This window comes from Achromobacter sp. ACM04 (genome assembly GCF_014851465.1).
Taxonomy (GTDB): Bacteria; Pseudomonadota; Gammaproteobacteria; order Burkholderiales; family Burkholderiaceae_B; genus Achromobacter; species Achromobacter aegrifaciens.
Genome location: NZ_JACUZS010000001.1, coordinates 922,165 through 941,593, shown reverse-complemented (window position 1 = coordinate 941,593; position 19,429 = coordinate 922,165). Strand labels below are relative to the sequence as shown.

21 protein-coding genes are annotated in these 19,429 nt (G+C 67.4%); 8 read left to right on the top strand and 13 right to left on the bottom strand.

Annotation, left to right across the window (positions count from 1 at the left end):
- Positions 1 to 30: 30 nt before the first annotated feature.
- The 3 genes from IB259_RS04490 to IB259_RS04480 all read right to left on the bottom strand — a co-directional run bounded on the left by IB259_RS04490 (position 31) and on the right by IB259_RS04480 (position 3,245).
- On the bottom strand, positions 31 to 1,641 hold the full coding sequence (locus IB259_RS04490; RefSeq protein ID WP_192327747.1) for a glycosyltransferase family 39 protein: 1,611 nt from the start codon (positions 1,639 to 1,641) through the stop codon (positions 31 to 33).
- A 189-nt stretch (positions 1,642 to 1,830) separates the two neighbouring features.
- Positions 1,831 to 2,628, bottom strand: a complete 798-nt coding sequence (gene fetB, locus IB259_RS04485) for an iron export ABC transporter permease subunit FetB (RefSeq protein WP_192327743.1) — start codon at positions 2,626 to 2,628, stop codon at positions 1,831 to 1,833.
- Entirely contained in the window at positions 2,619 to 3,245 is a 627-nt protein-coding gene (locus tag IB259_RS04480) for an ATP-binding cassette domain-containing protein (protein WP_192327740.1), read from the bottom strand. The genes fetB and IB259_RS04480 overlap by 10 nt, the downstream gene beginning before the upstream one ends.
- A gap of 144 nt (positions 3,246 to 3,389) precedes the next feature.
- Between IB259_RS04480 and IB259_RS04475 the strand changes: the two genes are divergently transcribed.
- Complete coding sequence (locus IB259_RS04475) at positions 3,390 to 3,800, top strand: hypothetical protein (protein WP_147400278.1); 411 nt, start codon at positions 3,390 to 3,392, stop codon at positions 3,798 to 3,800.
- A gap of 62 nt (positions 3,801 to 3,862) precedes the next feature.
- Here the strand turns inward: IB259_RS04475 and IB259_RS04470 are convergent, their stop codons facing one another.
- The 4 genes from IB259_RS04470 to IB259_RS04455 all read right to left on the bottom strand — a co-directional run bounded on the left by IB259_RS04470 (position 3,863) and on the right by IB259_RS04455 (position 7,215).
- Entirely contained in the window at positions 3,863 to 4,615 is a 753-nt protein-coding gene (locus IB259_RS04470; protein WP_054454542.1) for an amino acid ABC transporter ATP-binding protein, read from the bottom strand.
- Positions 4,616 to 4,637: 22 nt separating this feature from the next.
- Positions 4,638 to 5,291 carry an amino acid ABC transporter permease gene (locus IB259_RS04465; protein ID WP_054454544.1) on the bottom strand — a complete coding sequence of 218 codons (654 nt, stop codon included), beginning with the start codon at positions 5,289 to 5,291 and terminating at the stop codon, positions 4,638 to 4,640.
- Between the two features lie 143 nt (positions 5,292 to 5,434).
- Positions 5,435 to 6,226, bottom strand: coding sequence for an amino acid ABC transporter substrate-binding protein (locus IB259_RS04460; RefSeq protein WP_054454547.1), 792 nt, complete (start codon positions 6,224 to 6,226; stop codon positions 5,435 to 5,437).
- 116 nt (positions 6,227 to 6,342) lie between these two features.
- On the bottom strand, positions 6,343 to 7,215 hold the full coding sequence (locus tag IB259_RS04455) for a LysR family transcriptional regulator (protein WP_054454549.1): 873 nt from the start codon (positions 7,213 to 7,215) through the stop codon (positions 6,343 to 6,345).
- 185 nt (positions 7,216 to 7,400) lie between these two features.
- On the opposite strand from IB259_RS04455, the gene IB259_RS04450 reads away from it, so the two are divergent.
- The 7 genes from IB259_RS04450 to argE are packed head-to-tail and all read left to right on the top strand — an operon-like array spanning position 7,401 to position 12,943.
- Positions 7,401 to 8,252 carry a transporter substrate-binding domain-containing protein gene (locus IB259_RS04450; protein WP_119451510.1) on the top strand — a complete coding sequence of 284 codons (852 nt, stop codon included), beginning with the start codon at positions 7,401 to 7,403 and terminating at the stop codon, positions 8,250 to 8,252.
- Between the two features lie 11 nt (positions 8,253 to 8,263).
- Positions 8,264 to 8,944 carry an amino acid ABC transporter permease gene (locus IB259_RS04445; RefSeq protein ID WP_192327736.1) on the top strand — a complete coding sequence of 227 codons (681 nt, stop codon included), beginning with the start codon at positions 8,264 to 8,266 and terminating at the stop codon, positions 8,942 to 8,944.
- On the top strand, positions 8,934 to 9,596 hold the full coding sequence (locus tag IB259_RS04440) for an amino acid ABC transporter permease (protein ID WP_088140317.1): 663 nt from the start codon (positions 8,934 to 8,936) through the stop codon (positions 9,594 to 9,596). Before IB259_RS04445 ends, IB259_RS04440 begins: the two co-directional genes overlap by 11 nt.
- Positions 9,597 to 9,623: 27 nt before the next feature.
- Positions 9,624 to 10,583, top strand: coding sequence for an agmatinase (locus IB259_RS04435; protein WP_054454560.1), 960 nt, complete (start codon positions 9,624 to 9,626; stop codon positions 10,581 to 10,583).
- 14 nt (positions 10,584 to 10,597) lie between these two features.
- Complete coding sequence (locus IB259_RS04430) at positions 10,598 to 11,323, top strand: amino acid ABC transporter ATP-binding protein (protein WP_054454887.1); 726 nt, start codon at positions 10,598 to 10,600, stop codon at positions 11,321 to 11,323.
- 45 nt (positions 11,324 to 11,368) lie between these two features.
- Positions 11,369 to 11,779, top strand: coding sequence for a RidA family protein (locus IB259_RS04425; RefSeq protein WP_119451512.1), 411 nt, complete (start codon positions 11,369 to 11,371; stop codon positions 11,777 to 11,779).
- A gap of 12 nt (positions 11,780 to 11,791) precedes the next feature.
- A complete protein-coding gene (gene argE / locus IB259_RS04420) occupies positions 11,792 to 12,943 on the top strand; it encodes an acetylornithine deacetylase (protein WP_054454564.1) in 1,152 nt (383 codons plus the stop codon).
- Between the two features lie 60 nt (positions 12,944 to 13,003).
- On the opposite strand, the gene IB259_RS04415 is transcribed toward argE, so the two are convergent.
- The 6 genes from IB259_RS04415 to IB259_RS04390 all read right to left on the bottom strand — a co-directional run bounded on the left by IB259_RS04415 (position 13,004) and on the right by IB259_RS04390 (position 19,425).
- Complete coding sequence (locus IB259_RS04415; protein WP_225596774.1) at positions 13,004 to 13,966, bottom strand: tripartite tricarboxylate transporter substrate binding protein; 963 nt, start codon at positions 13,964 to 13,966, stop codon at positions 13,004 to 13,006.
- 134 nt (positions 13,967 to 14,100) lie between these two features.
- Positions 14,101 to 15,696 carry a sulfatase-like hydrolase/transferase gene (locus tag IB259_RS04410; protein WP_192327730.1) on the bottom strand — a complete coding sequence of 532 codons (1,596 nt, stop codon included), beginning with the start codon at positions 15,694 to 15,696 and terminating at the stop codon, positions 14,101 to 14,103.
- Positions 15,693 to 17,378, bottom strand: coding sequence for a bifunctional 3-(3-hydroxy-phenyl)propionate/3-hydroxycinnamic acid hydroxylase (locus IB259_RS04405; protein ID WP_192327727.1), 1,686 nt, complete (start codon positions 17,376 to 17,378; stop codon positions 15,693 to 15,695). The genes IB259_RS04410 and IB259_RS04405 overlap by 4 nt, the downstream gene beginning before the upstream one ends.
- Positions 17,379 to 17,432: 54 nt before the next feature.
- Positions 17,433 to 18,275, bottom strand: coding sequence for an alpha/beta fold hydrolase (locus IB259_RS04400; protein WP_192327723.1), 843 nt, complete (start codon positions 18,273 to 18,275; stop codon positions 17,433 to 17,435).
- A 12-nt stretch (positions 18,276 to 18,287) separates the two neighbouring features.
- Entirely contained in the window at positions 18,288 to 18,890 is a 603-nt protein-coding gene (locus tag IB259_RS04395) for an amino acid synthesis family protein (protein WP_119451517.1), read from the bottom strand.
- A gap of 49 nt (positions 18,891 to 18,939) precedes the next feature.
- On the bottom strand, positions 18,940 to 19,425 hold the full coding sequence (locus tag IB259_RS04390) for a VOC family protein (protein ID WP_054454578.1): 486 nt from the start codon (positions 19,423 to 19,425) through the stop codon (positions 18,940 to 18,942).
- Positions 19,426 to 19,429: the final 4 nt, after the last annotated feature.

The following is a 19,429-nucleotide window of genomic DNA, read 5'->3' as shown; positions in this document are numbered from 1 at the left end:
GGCTGCCGGCCTTTTTTCATGCGCTCGGGTTCAGGGCCCGGGCTGCGGCATTGGGGTCGGATTGGCGGACGGCAGACCGGCGCACGCACGCTGGCGGAACGCCGCGTCCACGTCGATGCGCCAAATACTCCGCTTCTCGCTTGCAAGCCGCGCGGCCACGCCGTTGAGTACGGGATATCGTCCGCCGTCCTCCTTCTGGCCCCAGATCCAGAAACGCGCCCCGTCGGCGGCCTCGCACATGCGCAGACGCAAGTCCTGGTCGTCGATCAGCACGCGCTTGCCCGTGGCCGGATCGAATTGCGCCGCGTCGTACAGCTCCTTGCGCCAGTTGTCCCGCTTGGGGATATCGGGGTTCCGCCAGTCGTCGACGATCCAGGCGGGCTCGCGGGCCTGGGTATAGAAACCCAGGTCGAAGGGCAACGCATGCAGCGCGACCTGTATGTCTTGCGGCTGCATTTCGCGGCGCAGTTCCCGCGCCTGCGGCCCCGCGCTGCCGCGCGGATTCGACGCCCCGACGATGACCGCGGCCAGGCAGATCACGGCCGACACCGCGGCGGCGATCCAGACGCCCCTGCGCTTGCCCGCCGCCCAGGCAGGCGCGATACGCTCGCTGACCAGGAACGCCAGCGGCGGAAACACCGGCAGCACATAGCCGATCAGCTTGGAATGCGGGATGGAAAAGAACACGATCACGACCGCCATCCAGATCGCCGCCAGGCGGCGCAGGCCCTGCGGATCGGTCTCGCGCCAGTAAGACGGCCTGAAGACCGACGCGCCCCAAATCGACCACGGCAGCGCCAACCCCGCCACGATGGGGAGGTAGAACCAGAACGGCTGCGCGTTGTTGAAGCCTCCCTGCGAAAAACGCTCGAACTGCTGGTAGACGAAGAAGTACTGGTAGAAGCCGGGATAGCGCAGCTCCATCAGCCAGAACCAGGGCACCGCCACTGCCGCGAACCCCAGCAAGGCTGGCACCCACAGCAAGGCGCGCACGCCGGGCCAGTCGCGGCGCAGCAGCAGCCAGGCCAGCACGATGGCGCCGGGCAGCGCCACTCCGATCAGTCCCTTGGCCAGCACCGCCAGCGCAGCCAGCACGCCCGTGGCCACCGACATCGCGCGGAACGGGCGCCCCGCGGCGCGGCGCAAGACGGTGTCGGCGGCTGCCAGCACGCACAGCGTGATCATGCTGGCCACCAGCATGTCCATATTGGCGAACTGGGCGGCGCCGAAGAACAGCGGCATCATGCCCAGGATCACCACGGCCCAGCGCGCTTGCGCGGCATTGCGGTAGCGCGCCACGAAGGCATAGAGCCCGGCGCCCGCGCTCCAGGCGCCCAGCAGCGAAGGCAGCCGCGCACTGAATTCGTGCACGCCGAACAGCACATAGCTGATCTGGGCCAGCCAGTAATACAGCGGCGGCTTGTGGAAGTACGGCATGCCGTCAAGCAGCGGCACCATCGGCGAGCCGCTGCGCAACATCTCCCAGGCCACTCCGGCGTAACGGCCTTCGTCGGGCAAGGTCAGCCAGCGGGCCCAGGCCAGCGCCCCCAGCCAGAGAGCCAGGCACGCCAGCACCAGCCAGCCTGGAAAGGCAGCGCGGCGCGCCGCAGGCGCCATCGATGCGGTCATGGAAACGCTCATGCCCGGCGCTCCGGCAAGGCGCGCTCAGAGAGGCTGCGCTGAGCGGAAGCAAGCTGCTGCGGGGGCGCCGCGGAATGGGAAGCAAAAGGCATGGGGATCCGGGAAAGGTTCAGGAAAATGCAAGATTTCGCGCAGTATCGCCAAGCGCGCGTCAAGCTTTCATGAAATTTCCGGAAAAGCCGCCGCTTCCTAGGACGGATGCAGCCGGTCTAGCCTGAGCCGCCCGCGCTCGTCGGTCAGGCGGCGCATGGCGCCGTAGGCTGCGGCGATCGCCGCCATGCCGCTGGCGCCGCACAGCAGGAACATCAGCAGGATCTGGTACTTGGCGGCCTCGATCGGATCCATGCCGGCGATGATCTGCCCGGTCATGATGCCCGGCAGCGTGATGATGCCGGCGGCCGACATCTGGTTGATGCTGGGCACGATGCCGCGCCGCACCGATTCGCGCAGCAAGGACGAAAATGCCTCGTGCACGGTCGCGCCCAGCGCCAGCCTCGCCTCGATCGCCAGCTTTTCCCGGCGAGCGCCGGACAGCACCCCGTCCAGCGCCAGGCTGGCGGCGTTGAGCACGCTGCCCAGCACGATGCCGATCAGCGCGATGGTGTAGCGCGGGTCGTACCAGGGGTCCGGACGCAGCGCCGTGTTCAGGATGAACAGCACCGTGATGACCGTGGTCCCCGCCACCGCCATCGCGCCGACCCAGCCGTTTCCGCGTTGCGTCAGCCTGGCCTTCGGGCGCGCGGCGACCTCCCTGGCCGCCAGCGCCATCATCACCGCCACCACCAGCGCCGTCAGCCAGGGGGCGGCGTGCGCGAACAGGATGCGCAGAATGTGGCCGACCAGCAGCAGCTGCACCACGGTGCGTAGCGCGGCCCACAGTACCTGTCGCTGCAGGTTCAGGCGCAAGGCGAAGGAAATCCCGGCGCTGAGCAGCACCAGCAGCGAGGCAATGGCCAGGTCCGAGGCCTGCAGTTTGATCACGTCCATAGCGGCTCCAACCTGCCTTGTTCCATGCGCCAGGAACGCCGCGCAAGCCGTTCGGCCTGGGCTGGACTATGGGTCACCATCAGGATCCCCGCCCCGCCCTCCAGGTAGCGCCGCAGCTCCGCTTCGACCTGGTCCGTGGCCGCCTGGTCCAGCGCCGCGGTCGGCTCGTCCAGCAGCAGCACGCGCGGCGCCAGCGCCAATGCGCGCACCAGGCCCAGGCGCTGGCGTTCGCCCGTGGACAGTTCATGCACCAAGGCGTCCAGCTTGTCCGCGGACAGCCCCAGGCGTTGCATGATGGCCAAGGCCCGGGCGCGGTCCGTGAAATGCCGCGCGACCAGGTCGTCCCACCAGCCGGCCTCGGCCTGGCAGTACATGACCTGCCGGCGCCATTCGTAGCCCCGCATGCCCGAGCGCGGCCGGCCATCCAGCAAGGCCTCGCCATGCCCGGGGTCCAGATCGGCGGCCTGGCGCAGCAACAGGGATTTGCCTGAGCCCGAAGGACCCATGATGGCTGCGCACTCGCCCGCGGCGAGATCCAGGCTGACGGGAGAGAGGCGTTCGCTGTAAATACCGCGCAGCCTGAGCAGCGGGTGGGCGTCGATGGTGGTGTTCGGCATGGATAGAGATCTTAGCGCCTGGCGCCGCCCTGCTCCTGGAGCCACATCGGCGATGCGTTACTCTCAAGTACCCCTGGGCTGCCGCGTAACATGCGGCGATGGCGCGCCGCGCATTGCAGCCTGTCTGCCTTTTCAGGAGTATCGATGGAAGTTTCCTTGAGTTGCAGAATGGGCGGTCCCGAGGCCGGAGCCGCCTGGCTCGCCAGCATCGTCCAGCTTCGGCCGAAGCTGAAGTCCGCGTTGGCGGACCTGTCCGTCAACGGCCTGGGAACCATCGACATCGAGTTGTGGATCGGCGGCAGCATCACCGACTACGGACCAGAAGGCTTTTCCTCCACCGCCAGGTACTACGCGAAAAAGGAGTCCTTGTTGCTTGCCATCTCCGTACCCAAGACGGTGGCGGCGGCCTCCCCGCAAGAGCGGCCGGAACATACCGTGGAGGACTGGCTGGCCGACGGCTTCCGTTCCGCCCAGCTCCCGCGCAGCGCCCAGAAGCTGCCCTTTGCGCTCATCGCAGAGACGGTCTGCTCTTCCCTGGGCACCTCCCGGCAATGACAAGCACCGCTGAGAAATGAAAAAGCCCGCCTGAGCGGGCCTTGTCCTGCAACGCAGACGCCTCAGAGCATATGCGCCAGGAACTCGCGGCTGCGCGCCTCTTGCGGGGCGCGGAAGAAATCCGCCGAAGGCGCTTCCTCGATGATGCGGCCTTCGTCCATGAAGATGACCCGGTGCGCGACTTCGCGCGCAAAGCCCATTTCATGAGTGACGACCAGCATGGTCATGCGTTCGTCGGCCAGCTGCTTCATGGTGCGCAGCACTTCGCCGGTCAGTTCCGGGTCCAGCGCCGAGGTGGGCTCGTCGAACAACATGATGTCCGGCTCCATGGCCAGCGCGCGGGCGATCGCCACGCGCTGCTTCTGGCCGCCGGACAGGCGCGTCGGATAGTTGTCGCGCTTGTTCAGCAGGCCGACCTTGCGCAGCAGCTCTTCCGCCTTGGGAACGATCTGGGCGCGGCTCATCCCCTTGACGGTAATGGGCGCCTCGATGATGTTCTGCAGCACGGTCATGTGCGGGAACAGGTTGAACGACTGGAACACCATGCCCATCTTGCGGCAGATACGGCGCACGTCGGCGTCGCTGGCGTACTGGCTGCGTCCGCCCGGCACGGCGCGGGCCATGGCCTCGCCTTCGACCTCGATGCTGCCCTCGTCGATGGTTTCCAGGTGGTTCAGGCAGCGCAGGAAGGTGCTCTTGCCGGAGCCGGACGGTCCGATCACCGCCACCACTTCGCCCTGGCCCAGGGTCAGCGACACCCGGTCCAGCACGCGGTTGGAGCCGAACGACTTGATGATTTCGCGGGCCTCGATCATGACGGGACGCGCGGACGGAGAATTACTGGTCATATTTGGCATAGCGCTTTTCCATGTGCTGGAAGAACCACGTCAGGATCAGCGTCATGATGAGATAGAAGGCGGCGGCAACCAGGAACGGCGTGGTCGTGAAGTCGCGCTGCACGATGCCGCGCGCCGTGCGCAGGATGTCGTTGAGCGCCAGCACGTAGATGAGCGAGGTGTCCTTGACCAGCGTGATGGTCTCGTTGCTCATGGGCGGCAGCACCCGTTGCACCATCTGCGGCAGCACGATGCGGCGCAGGGTCTGCAGATAAGTCATGCCCAGGACCTTGCTGCCCTCGTACTGGCCGCGGTCCACCGACTGGATGCCGGCGCGGAAGATCTCGGCGAAATAGGCCGCGTAGTTCAGCGCGAAGGCCACCACGGCGGCGGGAAAGTCCGGCAGACGGATGCCGATCACAGGCACGAACGGCAGCGCGAAGTAGATGAACAGCATCTGCAGCATCAGCGGCGTGCCGCGCATGAGCCAGATGTAACCGTTGACCAGGCTGCTGGCCAGCCGCCATTTGGAAATCCGCACCAGCGCCAGCACCAGGCCCAGCGGGACGGCCAGCGCCAGCGTGATGAAAAACAGCGTCAAGGTGACTTTCGCGCCTTGCGCCAGTGGCCCCAATAGGGAGAGTACGTAGTCCATGCTTGGGTTCACGCCGTCAGCGTCCGCGGACGCCAGGGCAAGATCGTTTCATGAGTAAGCCCGCCTGGCGCATGGCGCCGCGGCGGGCTGCGAAATACAGGCCGGGACGCCCGGGCCCAATGGCCGCGGACGCCGCCCGCCCCTTACTTGATGATGTTGGCGCCGAACCACTGGGTGGCGATGCGGCCGGCGGTGCCGTCCTGCTTCATCGAGTCCAGGGTCTTATCCAGCTTGCCCAGCAGCTCGGTGTCGTCCTTGCGCACGCCGACGCCGTAGTCTTCGGTGCCGAAGTTCTCGTCCAGGACGCGGTATTCGCCGGCGCGCTTGCTGATCAGGTAGCGGCCCACCACTTCGTCCACCACGATGGCGTCCAGGCGGCCGGCGGCCAGGTCCATCAGCGCGGTGACGTTGTCGCCGAACTTCTTGACTTCCTTGATCTGGGCCGCGACCGGGTCCTTGGCGATGGCGTCGGTGGCGCTGCTGCCGTCCTGGGCGCCCACGACCTTGCCCGCCAGGTCAGCCTTGAGCTTCACGGGCGAGGCGTTGCCGACGATGATGATCTGGTGGTTGGCCATGTAGGGCGCGGTGAAGCTGATGTTCTTCTTGCGCTCTTCGGTGATGGTCAGGCCGTTCCACAGCACGTCGACGCGCTTGCCGTTGAGTTCGGCTTCCTTGGCGCTCCAGTCGATGGGCTTGAACTCCACTTCCAGGCCCAGGCGCTTGCTGGCTTCCTTGGCCATGTCGATGTCAAAACCGACGATCTGGTTGTTCGAATCGCGGAAACCCATCGGCGGGAAGTTGTCATCCAGGCCAACCACGACCTTCTTGGCGGCGGCAGGCGCCTGCGCGCTGGCGGCGGGCGCATTGTCGCTGGGACCGCAAGCGGTCAGCAGCGCGGTTGCGGAAGCGAGGAGTACAGCTGTCAGTTTTTTCATCGTTATGGATGCGCCGGGCGCAAGAATGAAGAATGCCGGAATGGCCAGTCAAAAAGCCGCGAGCCGGTATTTTAGCCTCCCCCGCGACCGCGGGCGCGGACCCGGGCTGGCGTGCGCTATTGCGCCGGGTGGAAACGCTCCAGCAGGCGCAGGAACAGTTCCACGGCGCGCGAGCCCGGGCGCGACACCTCGGTGATCGCGCAGAGGGTGTTTTCGTAGGTGGGTCCGCCCGGCAGGCGGGTCAGGGCGTGGCGGCGCGAGACCGAATCTGCGTAGTGGGCGGGTAGCAGGCCCACGCAGTGACCGGACGACACCAGCATGGCGATGGCCTCCAGCCCGGTGGCCTCCGGCCCGCGGGCAAAGCCGTAAACGCCCAGCGCGTCGTGCACGAATGGGTGCGAACGGTAGACCAGCGGCAGGTCGCGGGCCTGGCGCACGCTGCCGCGCGCCACGAAGATCTGGTGGCGCTCGATGAACAGCCGCTGATAGTTGAAGCCGCTTTCCCGCCGGTACATGCCGCGGATGGCGACCTGCACCCGCCGCTCGCGCAGCGCCTGGTCCAGCTCGTTGAAGGTCATGACGGTGAGTTCGACCTTGACGTCGGGCGCCTCGACGCGCATGGCCGCCAGGGCTTCCGGGATATGGCAGTCGGCGTCGGTGATGACGTGCTCGACCATGCCGATGGACAGGGTGCCCGACAGCACGCCGCGCACCGCGTCGATTTCGGGACGGATCCGCTCCAGCGATTTCAGGGCATCGCGGGCCAGCTCCAGGGCGACCTTGCCGGCTTGCGTGAGTTCAAAGCCCGAGGGGCCGCGGTCGCACAGCCGCACGCCCAGGGTTTCCTCGACCTCGCGCACGTGCCGGCTGATGGACGCCTTGGACATGTGCAGCTGTTTTTCCGCCGCCGCGAAGCCGTTGGCCTGGGCCACGGCGCAGAAGATCCGCAGGGAACGCAGGTCGCGTTCGGTGAACTCGGGACGGGACAAGGCGGCGGCTCTGAAAAGGTATCGGTTTTCGAAACCATACCACTAAAAAAATCATTTTTCACAACCCAACCCGGCAGATACAGTGGGTCCAGCACTGGCGTCCAGGGGCGCAGACCCCGGCACATTCCGCAAGGGATATCCGCCGGCCCAGTGCCGGAACCATGACGACATACAAGGGAAAAATCATGCAGAACCTGTCCAGAAGGCGTTTTGTCGCGACTACGCTCGCAGCCGGGGCCGCGCTGGCCCTGCCCTCGCTGTCCTACGCCGAGGGCGGATCGCTGGCCGACATCAAGAAGCGCGGCAAGCTGACCGTGGGCACAGAAGCCGCCTACGAACCGTTCGAATTCGTCGAGAACGGCAAGGTCGTGGGCTATGGGCACGACGTGCTCCAGCTGATGGCGGCCAAGCTCGGCGTGCAGCTGGAACAGATGAACCTGCCGTTCCAGGGTCTGTTGCCGGGCCTGATGTCGCGCAAGTTCGATTTTGTCGCGACCAGCGTGGGCATCACCCCCGAACGCGCCCGCCGCTTCGCCTTCACCCAGCCCGTGGGCGTGGTGCGTTCGGTGCTGATGGTGCGGGTGGACGATGCGTCCATCAAGCAGGACATGGATATCGCCGGCAAGATCATCGGGACCCAGATGGGCTCGTCTTCCCAGCCGGTGGCCGAAGAATTCGAAAAGCGGCTGAAGGAAAAGAACGGCAAGGGCTATGCCGACACCAAGCTGTTCCAGGCCTACCCGGACGTCTCCAACGCCTTGGCCAACAAGACCGTGGACGTGGCGCTGATGCCCTCGAACATCGCGGCCGTGCAGATGCGCAAGCAGCCGGGAGCGTTCCGCATCGCCGGCGAGATCGGCCAGGCCAAGCTGCTGGCATGGGTCGCCAACCCCAAGGACCTGGAGATCCGCCAGTTCATCAACGACACCTTCGACGAACTGCGCGCCAGCAACCAACTGCTGGAGCTGCAGAAGAAGTGGTTCGGCGCCCCCATGGACACGCCGCGCGCCAACTACCTGCCTGACGGCGCGATCTAGGCGGACCTCCCATGCTGGATTGGTTGAATCAGAACGGCGCCCTGGCGCCGTTCCTGCACGGCGTCGTCTCGGGCACGGCGATCACCCTGGCGGCATCGGTGGCGGCGTTCGCCATCGGCATCTGCCTGGGGGTCGCGCTGCTGCTGGCGCGCCTGTCCCCCTACGCGCCCTTGCGCGGGCTAGTCATGTTCTGGGTCAGCGCCATACGCGGCACGCCCGCGCTCATCCATATGCTGATCGCCTACTACGTGGTGCCGCCCCTGCTGGGCATCTCCGTGTCGCCGCTGGCGGCCGGGATCGGCGCGCTGGCCTGCAACACCAGCGCCTACATCGTCGAGATCCTGCGCGGGGCGCTGGGCACGCTGTCGTCCGGCCAGGTGGCGGCCGCGCGCGCGCTGGGCATGCGCAGCCGGCAGATCTGGCGCCACGTGCTGCTGCCGCAGGTGTTCTACCGCGCCATCCCGCCCCTGACCAGCGAACTCACCATACTGCTGAAGGCCTCGTCGCTGATGTCCATCATCGCCGTTCCGGAGCTGGCCACCGTGGCGCGCAACGCCACGCTGCAAAGCGACCTGCCGCTGCAGGTGTTCACCGTGACGGCCGCGGTGTACTTCATCATTCTTTTCTGCCTGTCGGCCGCCTCGCGCCTGTGCGAGCGCCGCGTGTCCAGGATGCTGCCCAATGCCCATTGATCTCTCCATCGTCGGGCAGTCCGTCCCGGTCCTGCTCAAGGGCCTGCGGATCACCGCCCTGGTCAGTCTCATCGGAATTCCGCTGGGCATCCTGATCGGCACGATCGCGGCCTATGCCGCGCAGTCGCGCAGCCTGCTGCGGCCAGTGGCCCTGGCCTACGTCGAACTGGTGCGCAACATCCCGTACCTGATCCTCGTGTACCTGTCGTTCTTCGGCCTGCCCAAGCTGGGGGTGCCGGCCTCGGCGATGTCGGTCGCCATCGGCTGCACCGCCTTCTACACCGGCGGCTACTTCTGCGAGGTGCTGCGCGCCGCGTTGAAGAGCGTGCCGCGCGGCCAGACCAGCGCCGCCCTGTCGCTGGGCATGACCTACTGGCAGACGCAGCGCCACATCGTCGTGCCCCAGCTGTTCGGCTTTCTCATCCCGCCCACCACCAGCCTGGTCATCATGATGTTCAAGGACTCGGCGATCTTCTCGGTGATGAGCCTGCCGGAAATGACTTACCAGAGCAATCTGCTCACGGCCAACACCTTCGCCTACCTGGAAGTGCTGGGCACCACCGCCCTCATCTACTGGGTGTGCAGCGTGCTGATGGCCGGCACGGGCCGCCGCCTGGAAACCCTGGTCCGCCGCAAGACGCGCCAGGCCTGATCCTCCCACCATCAAGGAAACGAGAACATGAGCACCTATACGGTCCCTCCCCGCACCGGCCACCCCACCCTGCTGTACTCCACGCTGGCGCTGGACCTGGAAAACCTGCAGGCCGATGTCGCCGTGCTGGGCATGCCCTACGGCTCGCCCTATTCGGCCGCGGACTTCAGCAACGACCAGACCAATGCGCCCACGGCGATCCGCCAGGCGACCGACCGCGTGGTGCGCCGCCCAGGGCACTACGATTTCGACATCGACGGGCCGCTGCTGCAAGGCCGCGACGACATCCGCTTCGTGGATTGCGGCGACATCATCCCCGACCTGTCCAAGCCCCGCGGCGAACACTATGAACGCGCCGAGGCCGCGGTGCGGCGCATCGCCGCCGCGGGCGCCGTGCCCATCGTGCTGGGCGGCGACCACGGCATCACCACGCCCGTCCTGCGCGGCCTGGACCAGCAGGGTCCGATCACGCTGGTGCACATCGACGCCCACCTGGACTGGCGCGACGACGTCAACGGCGTGCGTGACGGGTTGTCCAGCCCTATCCGGCGCGCCTCCGAAATGGCGCACGTGGACCGCATCATCCAGATCGGCCTGCGCGCCCAGGGCAGCGGCCGCCCCGAAGAGCTGGAAGCGGCGCGCGCCTATGGCGCCGAACTGGTCACCGCGTACGAACTGCATGACATCGGCATGGACGCGGTGCTCGAGCGCATTCCGGACGGCGGCAATTACTACCTGACCATCGACGCCGACGGCATGGATCCCGCCACCATGCCGGCGGTCGCCGGCCCGGCCCCGGGCGGCGTCACCTTCGTCCAGGCCCGCAAGCTGATCCACGGCCTGGTGCGCAAGGGCCGCGTGGTGGGCATGGACATCGTCGAAATCCAGCCCGAAAAGGACCTGAACCAGATTTCCTGCATCACGGCCGGCCGGCTGATCCTCAATCTCATCGGCGCGTCCATCCGCGCAGGGCATTACGACAAATGAACGCGCCCGCCCCCATCATCGAAATCCGCGGCGTGGACAAGTTCTACGGCAGCCACCAGGTGCTCAAGCAATGCTCGACGCGCGTGAACCGGGGCGAGATCGTGGTGGTCTGCGGGCCGTCCGGCTCCGGCAAATCCACCCTCATCAAGACCGTCAACGCGCTCGAACCGATCCAGGCAGGCGACATCCTGATCGACGGCGCCTCGGTGACGGGCGCCACCGACCTGCCCAAGCTGCGCACCAAGGTCGGCATGGTGTTCCAGCACTTCGAGCTGTTTCCGCACCTGGACATCATGCGCAACCTGACCCTGGCGCAGCAGATCGTGCTGGGGCGGGATATCGGCTCGGCCCGCGCCAAGGCCGGCGCGCTGCTGGAACGCGTGGGCCTGTCCGCCCATGCCGGCAAGCATCCGGGCCAGCTGTCCGGCGGCCAGCAGCAGCGCGTAGCCATCGCCCGCGCGCTCTCGATGGATCCGATGGCCATGCTGTTTGACGAACCGACCTCCGCGCTGGACCCCGAGATGGTCAATGAAGTGCTGGACGTGATGGTGGAGCTGGCCGAGGAAGGCATGACCATGATGGTCGTCACCCATGAGATGGGCTTTGCGCGCCGCGTGGCCAATCGCGTGGTCTTCATGGAAGACGGCGCCATCATCGAGGACTGCCCCACGGACAGCTTCTTCCGCGACGCGGCCAGCCCCCAGGCGCGCCGTTTTCTTTCCAAGATCCTTCCCCACTGACGGCCGGATAGCCGCCAGATCCATCCGCCCGCATCAGGACTCAATATGGCCCACACCCGCATCCGCAAATTCAATACTCGCCAAACCTATCCCGAACAACGCCTGGACAACGACCTGTGCCAAGCCGTGATCGCCGGCAACACCGTGTTCCTGCGCGGCCAGATCGGCCAGGACCTGGACACCCGGGAATCGGTGGGCGTCGGCGACGTGGCCGCCCAGGCCGAAAAAGCCATGGCCAACGTCGCCATGCTGCTGCAGGAATGCGGCAGCGAACTCTCGCACATATGCAAGCTCACCGTCTATCTGGTCGACGTGCGCTACCGCGAAGAGGTCTACAACGTGGTTGGCCGCTGGCTCAAGGGCGTGTTCCCCGTCTCCACCGGTATCGTGGTCTCGGCCCTGGCACGGCCCGAATGGCTGGTGGAAATCGACGTGACCGCGGTCATTCCGGGCTGAGGCGGCAACGCCATGCCTACCGCTTCCGAGGCGCTGCTGGCGCGCCTGATCGCCTTCGACACGGTGACCCTCACGCCCAACCTGGCGCTGATCGAGGCCGTGCGCGAACTGCTGGCGGCGCACGGCATTGCCTGCACGCTGGTGCGCAGCGACGACGGCACCCGCGCCAACCTGCACGCGTCCGTCGGCCCCGCCGATGTTCCGGGCGTGCTGCTGTCGGGACATACCGACGTGGTGCCCGCCGCCGGACAGGCCTGGACCGTGCCGCCCTTCGCGCTGACCGAGCGCAACGGGCTCTTGTATGGCCGCGGCGCAGCGGACATGAAGGGCTTCGTGGCCTGTGCCGTCAACGCGATGCTGCTGGCCAGCAAGCGTCCGTTGCGGCGGCCGCTGCAACTGGCGCTGTCCTACGACGAGGAGATCGGCTGCGTCGGCGTGCGCCGGCTGCTGGACGTCATGGAAATGGCGCCCACCCGGCCCGCGCTGTGCATCGTGGGCGAACCGACCTCCATGCAGATCGCCACCGGCCATAAGGGCAAGATGGCCTTGCGCGCCGTCTGCCAGGGACTCGAAGGCCATTCCGCGCTGGCGCCGCGGGCGCTGAACGCCATCCATCTGGCGTGCGACATGGTCGGCGCCATGCGCGCCCTGCAGGACGAGCTGCAAGCCCATGGCGCGCGCGACCCGGCCTATGAGGTGCCCTATGCAACCGTCCACGCGGGCTGCATCCACGGCGGACGCGCCTTGAACATCGTGCCCAACGAATGCGCGGTCGACTTCGAGATCCGGCATCTGGCCCAGGACGATCCCGACGCGCTGCTTGCGCCCTTGCGCCAGGCGGCCGAGGACATCCGCGATCAGGCGCGCCTGCGTGCGCCCGCCGCGGATATCCGGATAGAGCAGATCAACGCCTATCCGGGGCTGGACACGCATCCGGCCAGCGAGGCCGTGCGTTTCGTGGAATCCCTGCTGCCCGCCGGGACCGGCAAGACCAAGGTGGCTTTCGGCACCGAGGGCGGGCTGTTCACCCGGCACCTGGACGTCCCCGTGGTGGTGTGCGGTCCGGGATCCATCACGCAAGCCCACAAGCCCGACGAATTCATCTCGCGCGCGCAACTCGCCGAGTGCGATGCATTCCTGGAACGGCTGTTGGCGGCGCTATAGCGCCGGCCCCGGCGTTTCCACGTCCCCGGACGCCACCCGCGGCGGCGCCGGGACGCGTGCTCAATCCGGCTTGATGCCAGCGGACTTGATCAGGGTTTCATAGCGGCCGGCCTCTTCCTTCATGGCAGCCAGCGTGGCCTGGGGCGTGGAGCCGCGCACCAGCAGGCCACGCGCTTCGTAGGTCTGGCGAAACGCCGGATCCGCCGTGACCGCCGTCACCGCCTGGTTGATCCGCGCCACCAGCTCGTCCGGCGTCTTGCCGGGAGCGAACAGGGTAAAGACCGTGGACGGGATGCTGCCGGCCTTGCCGCCCGCTTCCTGCAGCGTCGGCACGTCGGGCATCATCGCCGCCCGCTGCGAAGCGCCGGCGACCAGCACGCGGATCTTGCCGGCCTTGTACTGTTCCGACACCGCCAGGCCGCCAGCCATGACGCTGTCCACGTCGCCAGCCATGGTCGCGGTCATGGCCGGCGCCACGCCCTTGAACGGCACATAGGTGAACTGCACGCCTTCGGCGCCGGCCAGCATGGCCATGCCCAGATGGTTCACGTGGCCCTGGCCGCCGGTGCCGACGTTGATGCGTTGCGGATTGGCCCGGGCGTAGTCGATGAACTCCTTGTAGGTCTTGGCCGGAAAGGCATTGCTGACCGCCACGTAAAGCTGCACCTGGCCCAGGTCGGTGACGGGCTTGAAATCCTCCTGCCACCGGTACGGCACCTTGGCGTACAGGAAGGGATTGGTCTCGAGCGCCAGGCGGTCGACCATCAGCAGCGTATTGCCGTCACCCGCCGCCTTGGCGACGTAATCGCTGCCGATGATGGCGTTGGCGCCGGGGCGGTTTTCCACCACCACGGTCTTGCCGCTCTCTTTGAAGAGGCGGTTGCCCAGGTCGCGCGCCAGCACGTCGGGTTCGGTGCCGGGCGGATACGGCACCACGATCTTCACGGTGTCCGACGGCCAGGACTGGGCCGCGGCCTGGCCGGCCGGCACTAGCGCCAGCGCGGCCCACAAGACGGGTTGCAAACAACAACGGTACGGCGATCCCATGGTACTTCCCCTTGTATATGTCGTTTCCCGGAATAGTCCGGCGACTGAGTTGCCGCTCCGGGCCAGGACGGACCCGGGCGGCTGGAAATCCAGATCAGGACCGGTCCGCTTCACCAGCGGCCGATCAGAATGCCCATCATCCGTTCGTGCGCATGCGTGCGCTCGCGTACTTCCTCGTCGGTCTCGGTGGCGCGGCGCTTGAGGCCTTCGTGCCAGTCCAGCAGCGCCGAGCGCATCCGTGCCGCCACCGGCGCCATGCCCGGATCGGCGCCCAGGTCATGCAGCTCGCCCGGGTCGTCGCGCAGGTCGAACAATTGCGCGGGATAGCCCTGCCAATGCAGGTACTTGTAGCGCTCGTCGCGCACCATCAGGCCGGTGCACTCGCGCTCGCCGCGTCCCAGGAACAGGCGCGCCTCGCGGTAGGCGTAGTCCAGGCTGCCCACCACGTACTCGCGCGCGGACGGCGCAGACTCCGACACGCCGCGGATCCCCGGCAGCAGCGAGCGGCCCTCGATGCGGTGTTCTTGCCCCGGCAGCGCCAGCGCCTCCAGCACCGTGGGGACGACGTCTATGCATTCGACGAATGCGTCGCTGCGGCTGCCGCGGGTCGCGTCGGCGGCCGGCGCCGGGTCATAGACCAGGCAAGGCACGCGCATCGCGCTGTCGTAGAAGTATTCCTTTTCGCCCAACCAGTGGTCGCCCAGGTGGTCGCCGTGGTCGGAGGTGAAGAGGATCAGCGTGTCCTTGAGCCGGCCGCTGCGCTCCAGGAAGTCCAGCACCCGACCGATCTGGTCGTCGATCTGCTTGACCAGCCCCATGTAGACCGGCCGTACGCTGCGCCAGACTTCGTCGCGGGCGAAGGACTGCGACTCTTCCAGCCGCTGGTAGGCGCCATGCACAGGATGGGGGCGCTCCCGCTCCGCCTGCGAGCGCACGGGCGCCGCGCAGTCTTCCGCGCCGTACATGGCGTGGTATGGCGCCGGCGCCTTGTACGGCCAGTGCGGCTTGATGTAGGAAAGATGCAGCGCCCAGGGCTTGTCGCCCTGCCCCTGCATGAAGTCCAGTGCGCGGTCCGTGAGATAGGCCGTCTCGGAATCCGCCGCGTCCACGCGGGCGGGCAGCGGCGCGTTGCGCATCAGCCAGCCGCTGGCGATGCTGCCGTCGGCCGCCTGGCTGCCCACCACGTAGTCTTCCCAGGGGCGTTCGCTGTCGTAGCCGCGTTCGCGCAGGTAGCGGCGGTATGGGCTGTCCTTGGCCAGTTCGAAATGGCCGTCGTAACGCTCGATCGGCACGAAGCCGCCTTGCAGGAAACGTTGCTCGTCCTCGGCCGCATAGCCTTTGCCCCGCAATCCGGCGCGGTCGGGCACGAAGTGCGTCTTGCCCAGCAGGTGCAGCGGCAGTCCGGCCTGGGCCAGGTATTCGCCCAGGCACCATTCGTCCACCGGATGCGGCACCCGGTTCCAGGTGACGCGGTGCGACAGCGGATAGCGGCCGGTGTAGTAGGACGCGCGCGACGGGCCGCAGACCGCGGACGTCACGTAGGCGCGGTCGTACTGAACGCCCATGCTTGCCAGCCGGTCGATGTGGGGCGTGCGCAAGGCGCCGGCTCCGCCATAACAGGAAAGGTGATCCGCGCGCAGTTGGTCGCACATGATGAACAGCACGTTGCGGACCGGGTTGCCCGCGGGCTGGACCGGTGCGTTCATGGCTGCGCTCCGTTCAGGATCGCCCCGGGCGCGTGAGACGGCTTGCCTGCCGGCTGCGCGGCCATCTGGGTTGCCCCGGGTACGAAGCGGGCGGCGAAGCGACCCAGGGCGTCGGCGGCGTCCGCGCTGCGGCCCAGCGCCGCGACGTAGCGGTCCGGCCGCACCAGCACCCAGTCCGCGCGGGTGCGCTGGAACCAGAAATGCAGCGCGTTCTCCGTGTCCTGCAACACGGGCAAGGCGCCGGCTTGCAGTTCGTCGGGATCGCAGCCGCTGCGCGCGCGCTGCGCCGCCACGTAGCGGCAGCCCAGCTTGTCCAGCTGCGCCCGCAGGACCGGCGGCAGCCCTGCGCGCGGATCGCGGCGCCAGCCTATCAGCGCGAAGCCCGCGCCCAGCGCTTCGTCCAGGCGCAGCGTGGCGCCGTTCTCGCCTTCCACCAGCGGCTGGATGAACATGCGGCCGATGCACTCGCGCTGCGTCTTGTCGGCGCTGTCGCCCACCACGCCGCGGCTATAGCGCGGCATGGGTTTGAACTTCATTTGCAGCACATAGTCGCGGATCTTCGGAATATTCCGGATCGACAGGAAGAACGTGTCGCGCAGCGCCGCCAGTACCGGGTTGGTCTGCGACAGCATGGCGCCGAACATGTCGGCCAGCGAAATCATGGCGCGGGCATGGCTGTGGCGTTCGTCGTGGTAGCTCTGCAAGGCTGCCGGGTCCAGGCGGCCCTGCACGATCCAGGCCACCTTCCAGGCCAGGTTGAAAGCGTCACGCAGACCGGCGTTCAGGCCCTGGCCGATCCAGGGCGGGGTCAGGTGCGCGGCGTCGCCCGCCAGACAGACGCGGCCCGAGACGAAAGTACGCGCCACGCGGGAATTGTGGGTATAGACGCGGGCGCGGATGACGTTCAACCTGGCCGGGTCGGCCACGTGATGGCGCAGCAGTTCCTGCACCTTTTCCGGCTGCAGCATCTGCTCGCCGTCCTCGCCCGGAAACAGCATGAACTCCCAGCGCCGCAGGCCGTAAGGCAGGCGCAGGCAGACATAGGGGCGGCGCGGCTCGCAATGCAGCGCGGTATAAGGGGCGTCCAGCGGGTCCTGGTCGCATTCGATGACCACCCATTTGCGCGGATGCGTATTGCCGTCGAAGGGCAATTGCAGAAGGCGTTCGCGCACTGTGCTGCGCCCGCCGTCGGCGGCCAGCAGGTATTGCGTGCGGATCTCGCGCTCGGCGCCCTCGGCATCGCGCACCCGCACCGTGACGCCGCGCTCGTCCTGCGCCAGCGACAGCAGCTCGCTGCCCAGTTCCAGCGTCACATGGGGAAAGCGCCGCAGACCGGCGCGCAGGGTGCGTTCGCCCAGCGGCTGCGAAAACAGATTGCGGCGATACCAGCCGAACTCGCGCGTGGCCGGCAGGATCTCGGCAAAGCAGCGCTTGGTCCGCGTGTACATGCGCATGGGCACGTTCTGGATCATGTCGCGCAGCATTTCATCGGCCAGGCCCGCGCTCTGAAAGGTGCGCATGGCTTCGTCGTCCAGGCCCACCGCGCGCGGATAGTCCAGCACGTCCTGGTTGCGTTCCAGCACCAGCGTTTCCACGCCATAACTGCCCAGCAGATTGGCCAGCGTCACGCCGACCGGCCCGGCGCCCACCACCAGCACCGGCACTTCTACGATATGCGCCATCTCGGCTCTCCCTTGGATTCTTGTCTTTTGCCTGACGGGTTGCGCTCAGACGCCTCAGGCGCGCCGCAGGAACCCGCCGACGGCCTGCTCGAAGGCGGCCGGCTGATCGTCATGGATGTAATGGCCGGCGCCTTCTATCTCGACCCATTCCACGTTCGGATTGCGCGCCGCCATGTCGCGGGCGGTCTGGGCCTGCAGGTAGTCCGAACGCCCGCCGCGCACGACCAGGGTCGGACAGCCCAGCGCCTGGACCTGCGGCCACAGGTCCACCACGCGCGCCGGATCGGGGTCCAGCCGGGTCGCGGCGATGCCCGCATGGTCGTGGCGCCAGGTCCAGCCGCCTGCTCCGTCTTCCTTCAACATGTGGCGCAGCCGTTCCTCGCGGGCGGCTTCGGTCACGCTGGGCCGCAGCGCGCGCAGGTACTCGCGGGCCGCGGCGATGTCGGGAAAGAACTCGGGCGTTTCGCGCAATTCGCGCTGGATGCGCGCCGCGCCCGCGCTGCCTTCGAAGGCGGCGGGTCCGGCATCCTCGATGATCAGGCGCCGCACGCGCTGCGGATGGCGGGCGGCAAAGACGATGGCGGCGATGCCGCCCATCGAATGGCCGAGCAGATCGAAGCGGTCCAGGCCCAGCGCGTCGGCCACGCCCGTCAGGTCATCCACGTAGGCGTCGGTGTAGTAATTGCGCTGCGGATCCCAACTGCTGGCGCCGCGGCCGCGCTGGTCATAGGCCAGGACGCGGAAATCCGGCTGCAACGCCTGCGCGATGCCGGCGAAGGTCTCGGCATAGCCGCGGATGCCGTGCAGCATGAATAGCGGACGCCCCGCCTGGGGGCCCCACTCGGTCAGATGCAAAGTCATGCCGTTGACGGCGATAGCGGTGTCGCGGCGTTGCATATCGGCTTCCTTTCAGCAGAGTCCGTCTTTGCCCTGGATTTCGCTGGCGGGGATGCCGCCCAGGCGCGCATGCAGGCGCCCGCGCGTGGCAAACGCGAAGGCGATCAGCACTTCGTCGCGGTTGGGCGCGTCGCCGAACAGCGCGGTCACGCTGTCGTAGTGCGAACGGACATAGAGCGCGTCCTTGTGGGCAAGCGGAATGTCGATGACGGTGCCGGGACCGCCGCGCTTGCCGGTGGAAGGCACCCAGGCCTTGCCGCCGCCGAGCGCCGCGCGCACGGGTTCGGCGAAGATGGTGGTCAACAACGCGTTGCCGTGCTCGTATTCGCCGTCCGTGCCCACCACGCAGGCCTTGCCGTAGCTTTCCAGCGGCTGGCCGCCGGCCGCGGCGATGATGCGCCGGCCGAACTCCTCGCCCAGCATGCCCGAGGGTTCGACATAGCCCGACAGGTCGCGTTCGAAGCGCCCGGCATAGGGGTTGTGCAGCGCGGCCGCGATGACGATCTTGCGCAGCGGCTCGCCGTCGGCCGGTTCGCCGGTTTCAGTAGTGAGGGTGTCGTCGATCTGCAAATACCACTTGCGGATGCGGTAGGGACCGAAGTTGGTGCTGCTCATGGATGCTCCAGAAAATGTGGGATCAGGAAGGGGTGCGCCGTGCGGGCGGTCAAAGCGGGTCCAGCGTCATGGGGACGCTGGGCGCGTTGTGGTCGTGCAGGACCTGCTTGCCCTCTTCGTCGCCGTGCACGGTTTCGCAGAAGAACTCGAAGCGGTGGCCGTCGGGGTCGGTGAAGTACAGCCCGTAGCCGACTTTGTGATCGGTGATTTTCACGACGTCCACGCCCTTGGCCAGCAACATGCCGTAGAGGCGGCGCAGCTCGTCCACGTCGCCCTCGATCTCCAGCCCGTAGTGCTGCATGTTGACGGGGCCGCGGGCGGGCTCGCCTTCGGCCGCGCGGATCAGGGCGATGTCGTGGTGCTTGCGCCCAAAGGACAGGAACACCCATTGCTCGCCGCGCGCGGTCTCCTGCATGCCGAGCACGGATTCGTACCAGGGCGCCGACGCGAACGGGTCGCGCACGAACAGGGCCAGGTGGGTGCGCGCGATGCGCGGCCGGCGGTCTGCCGGCGCAAGCGTGGTGTTGGTGGACATGGCG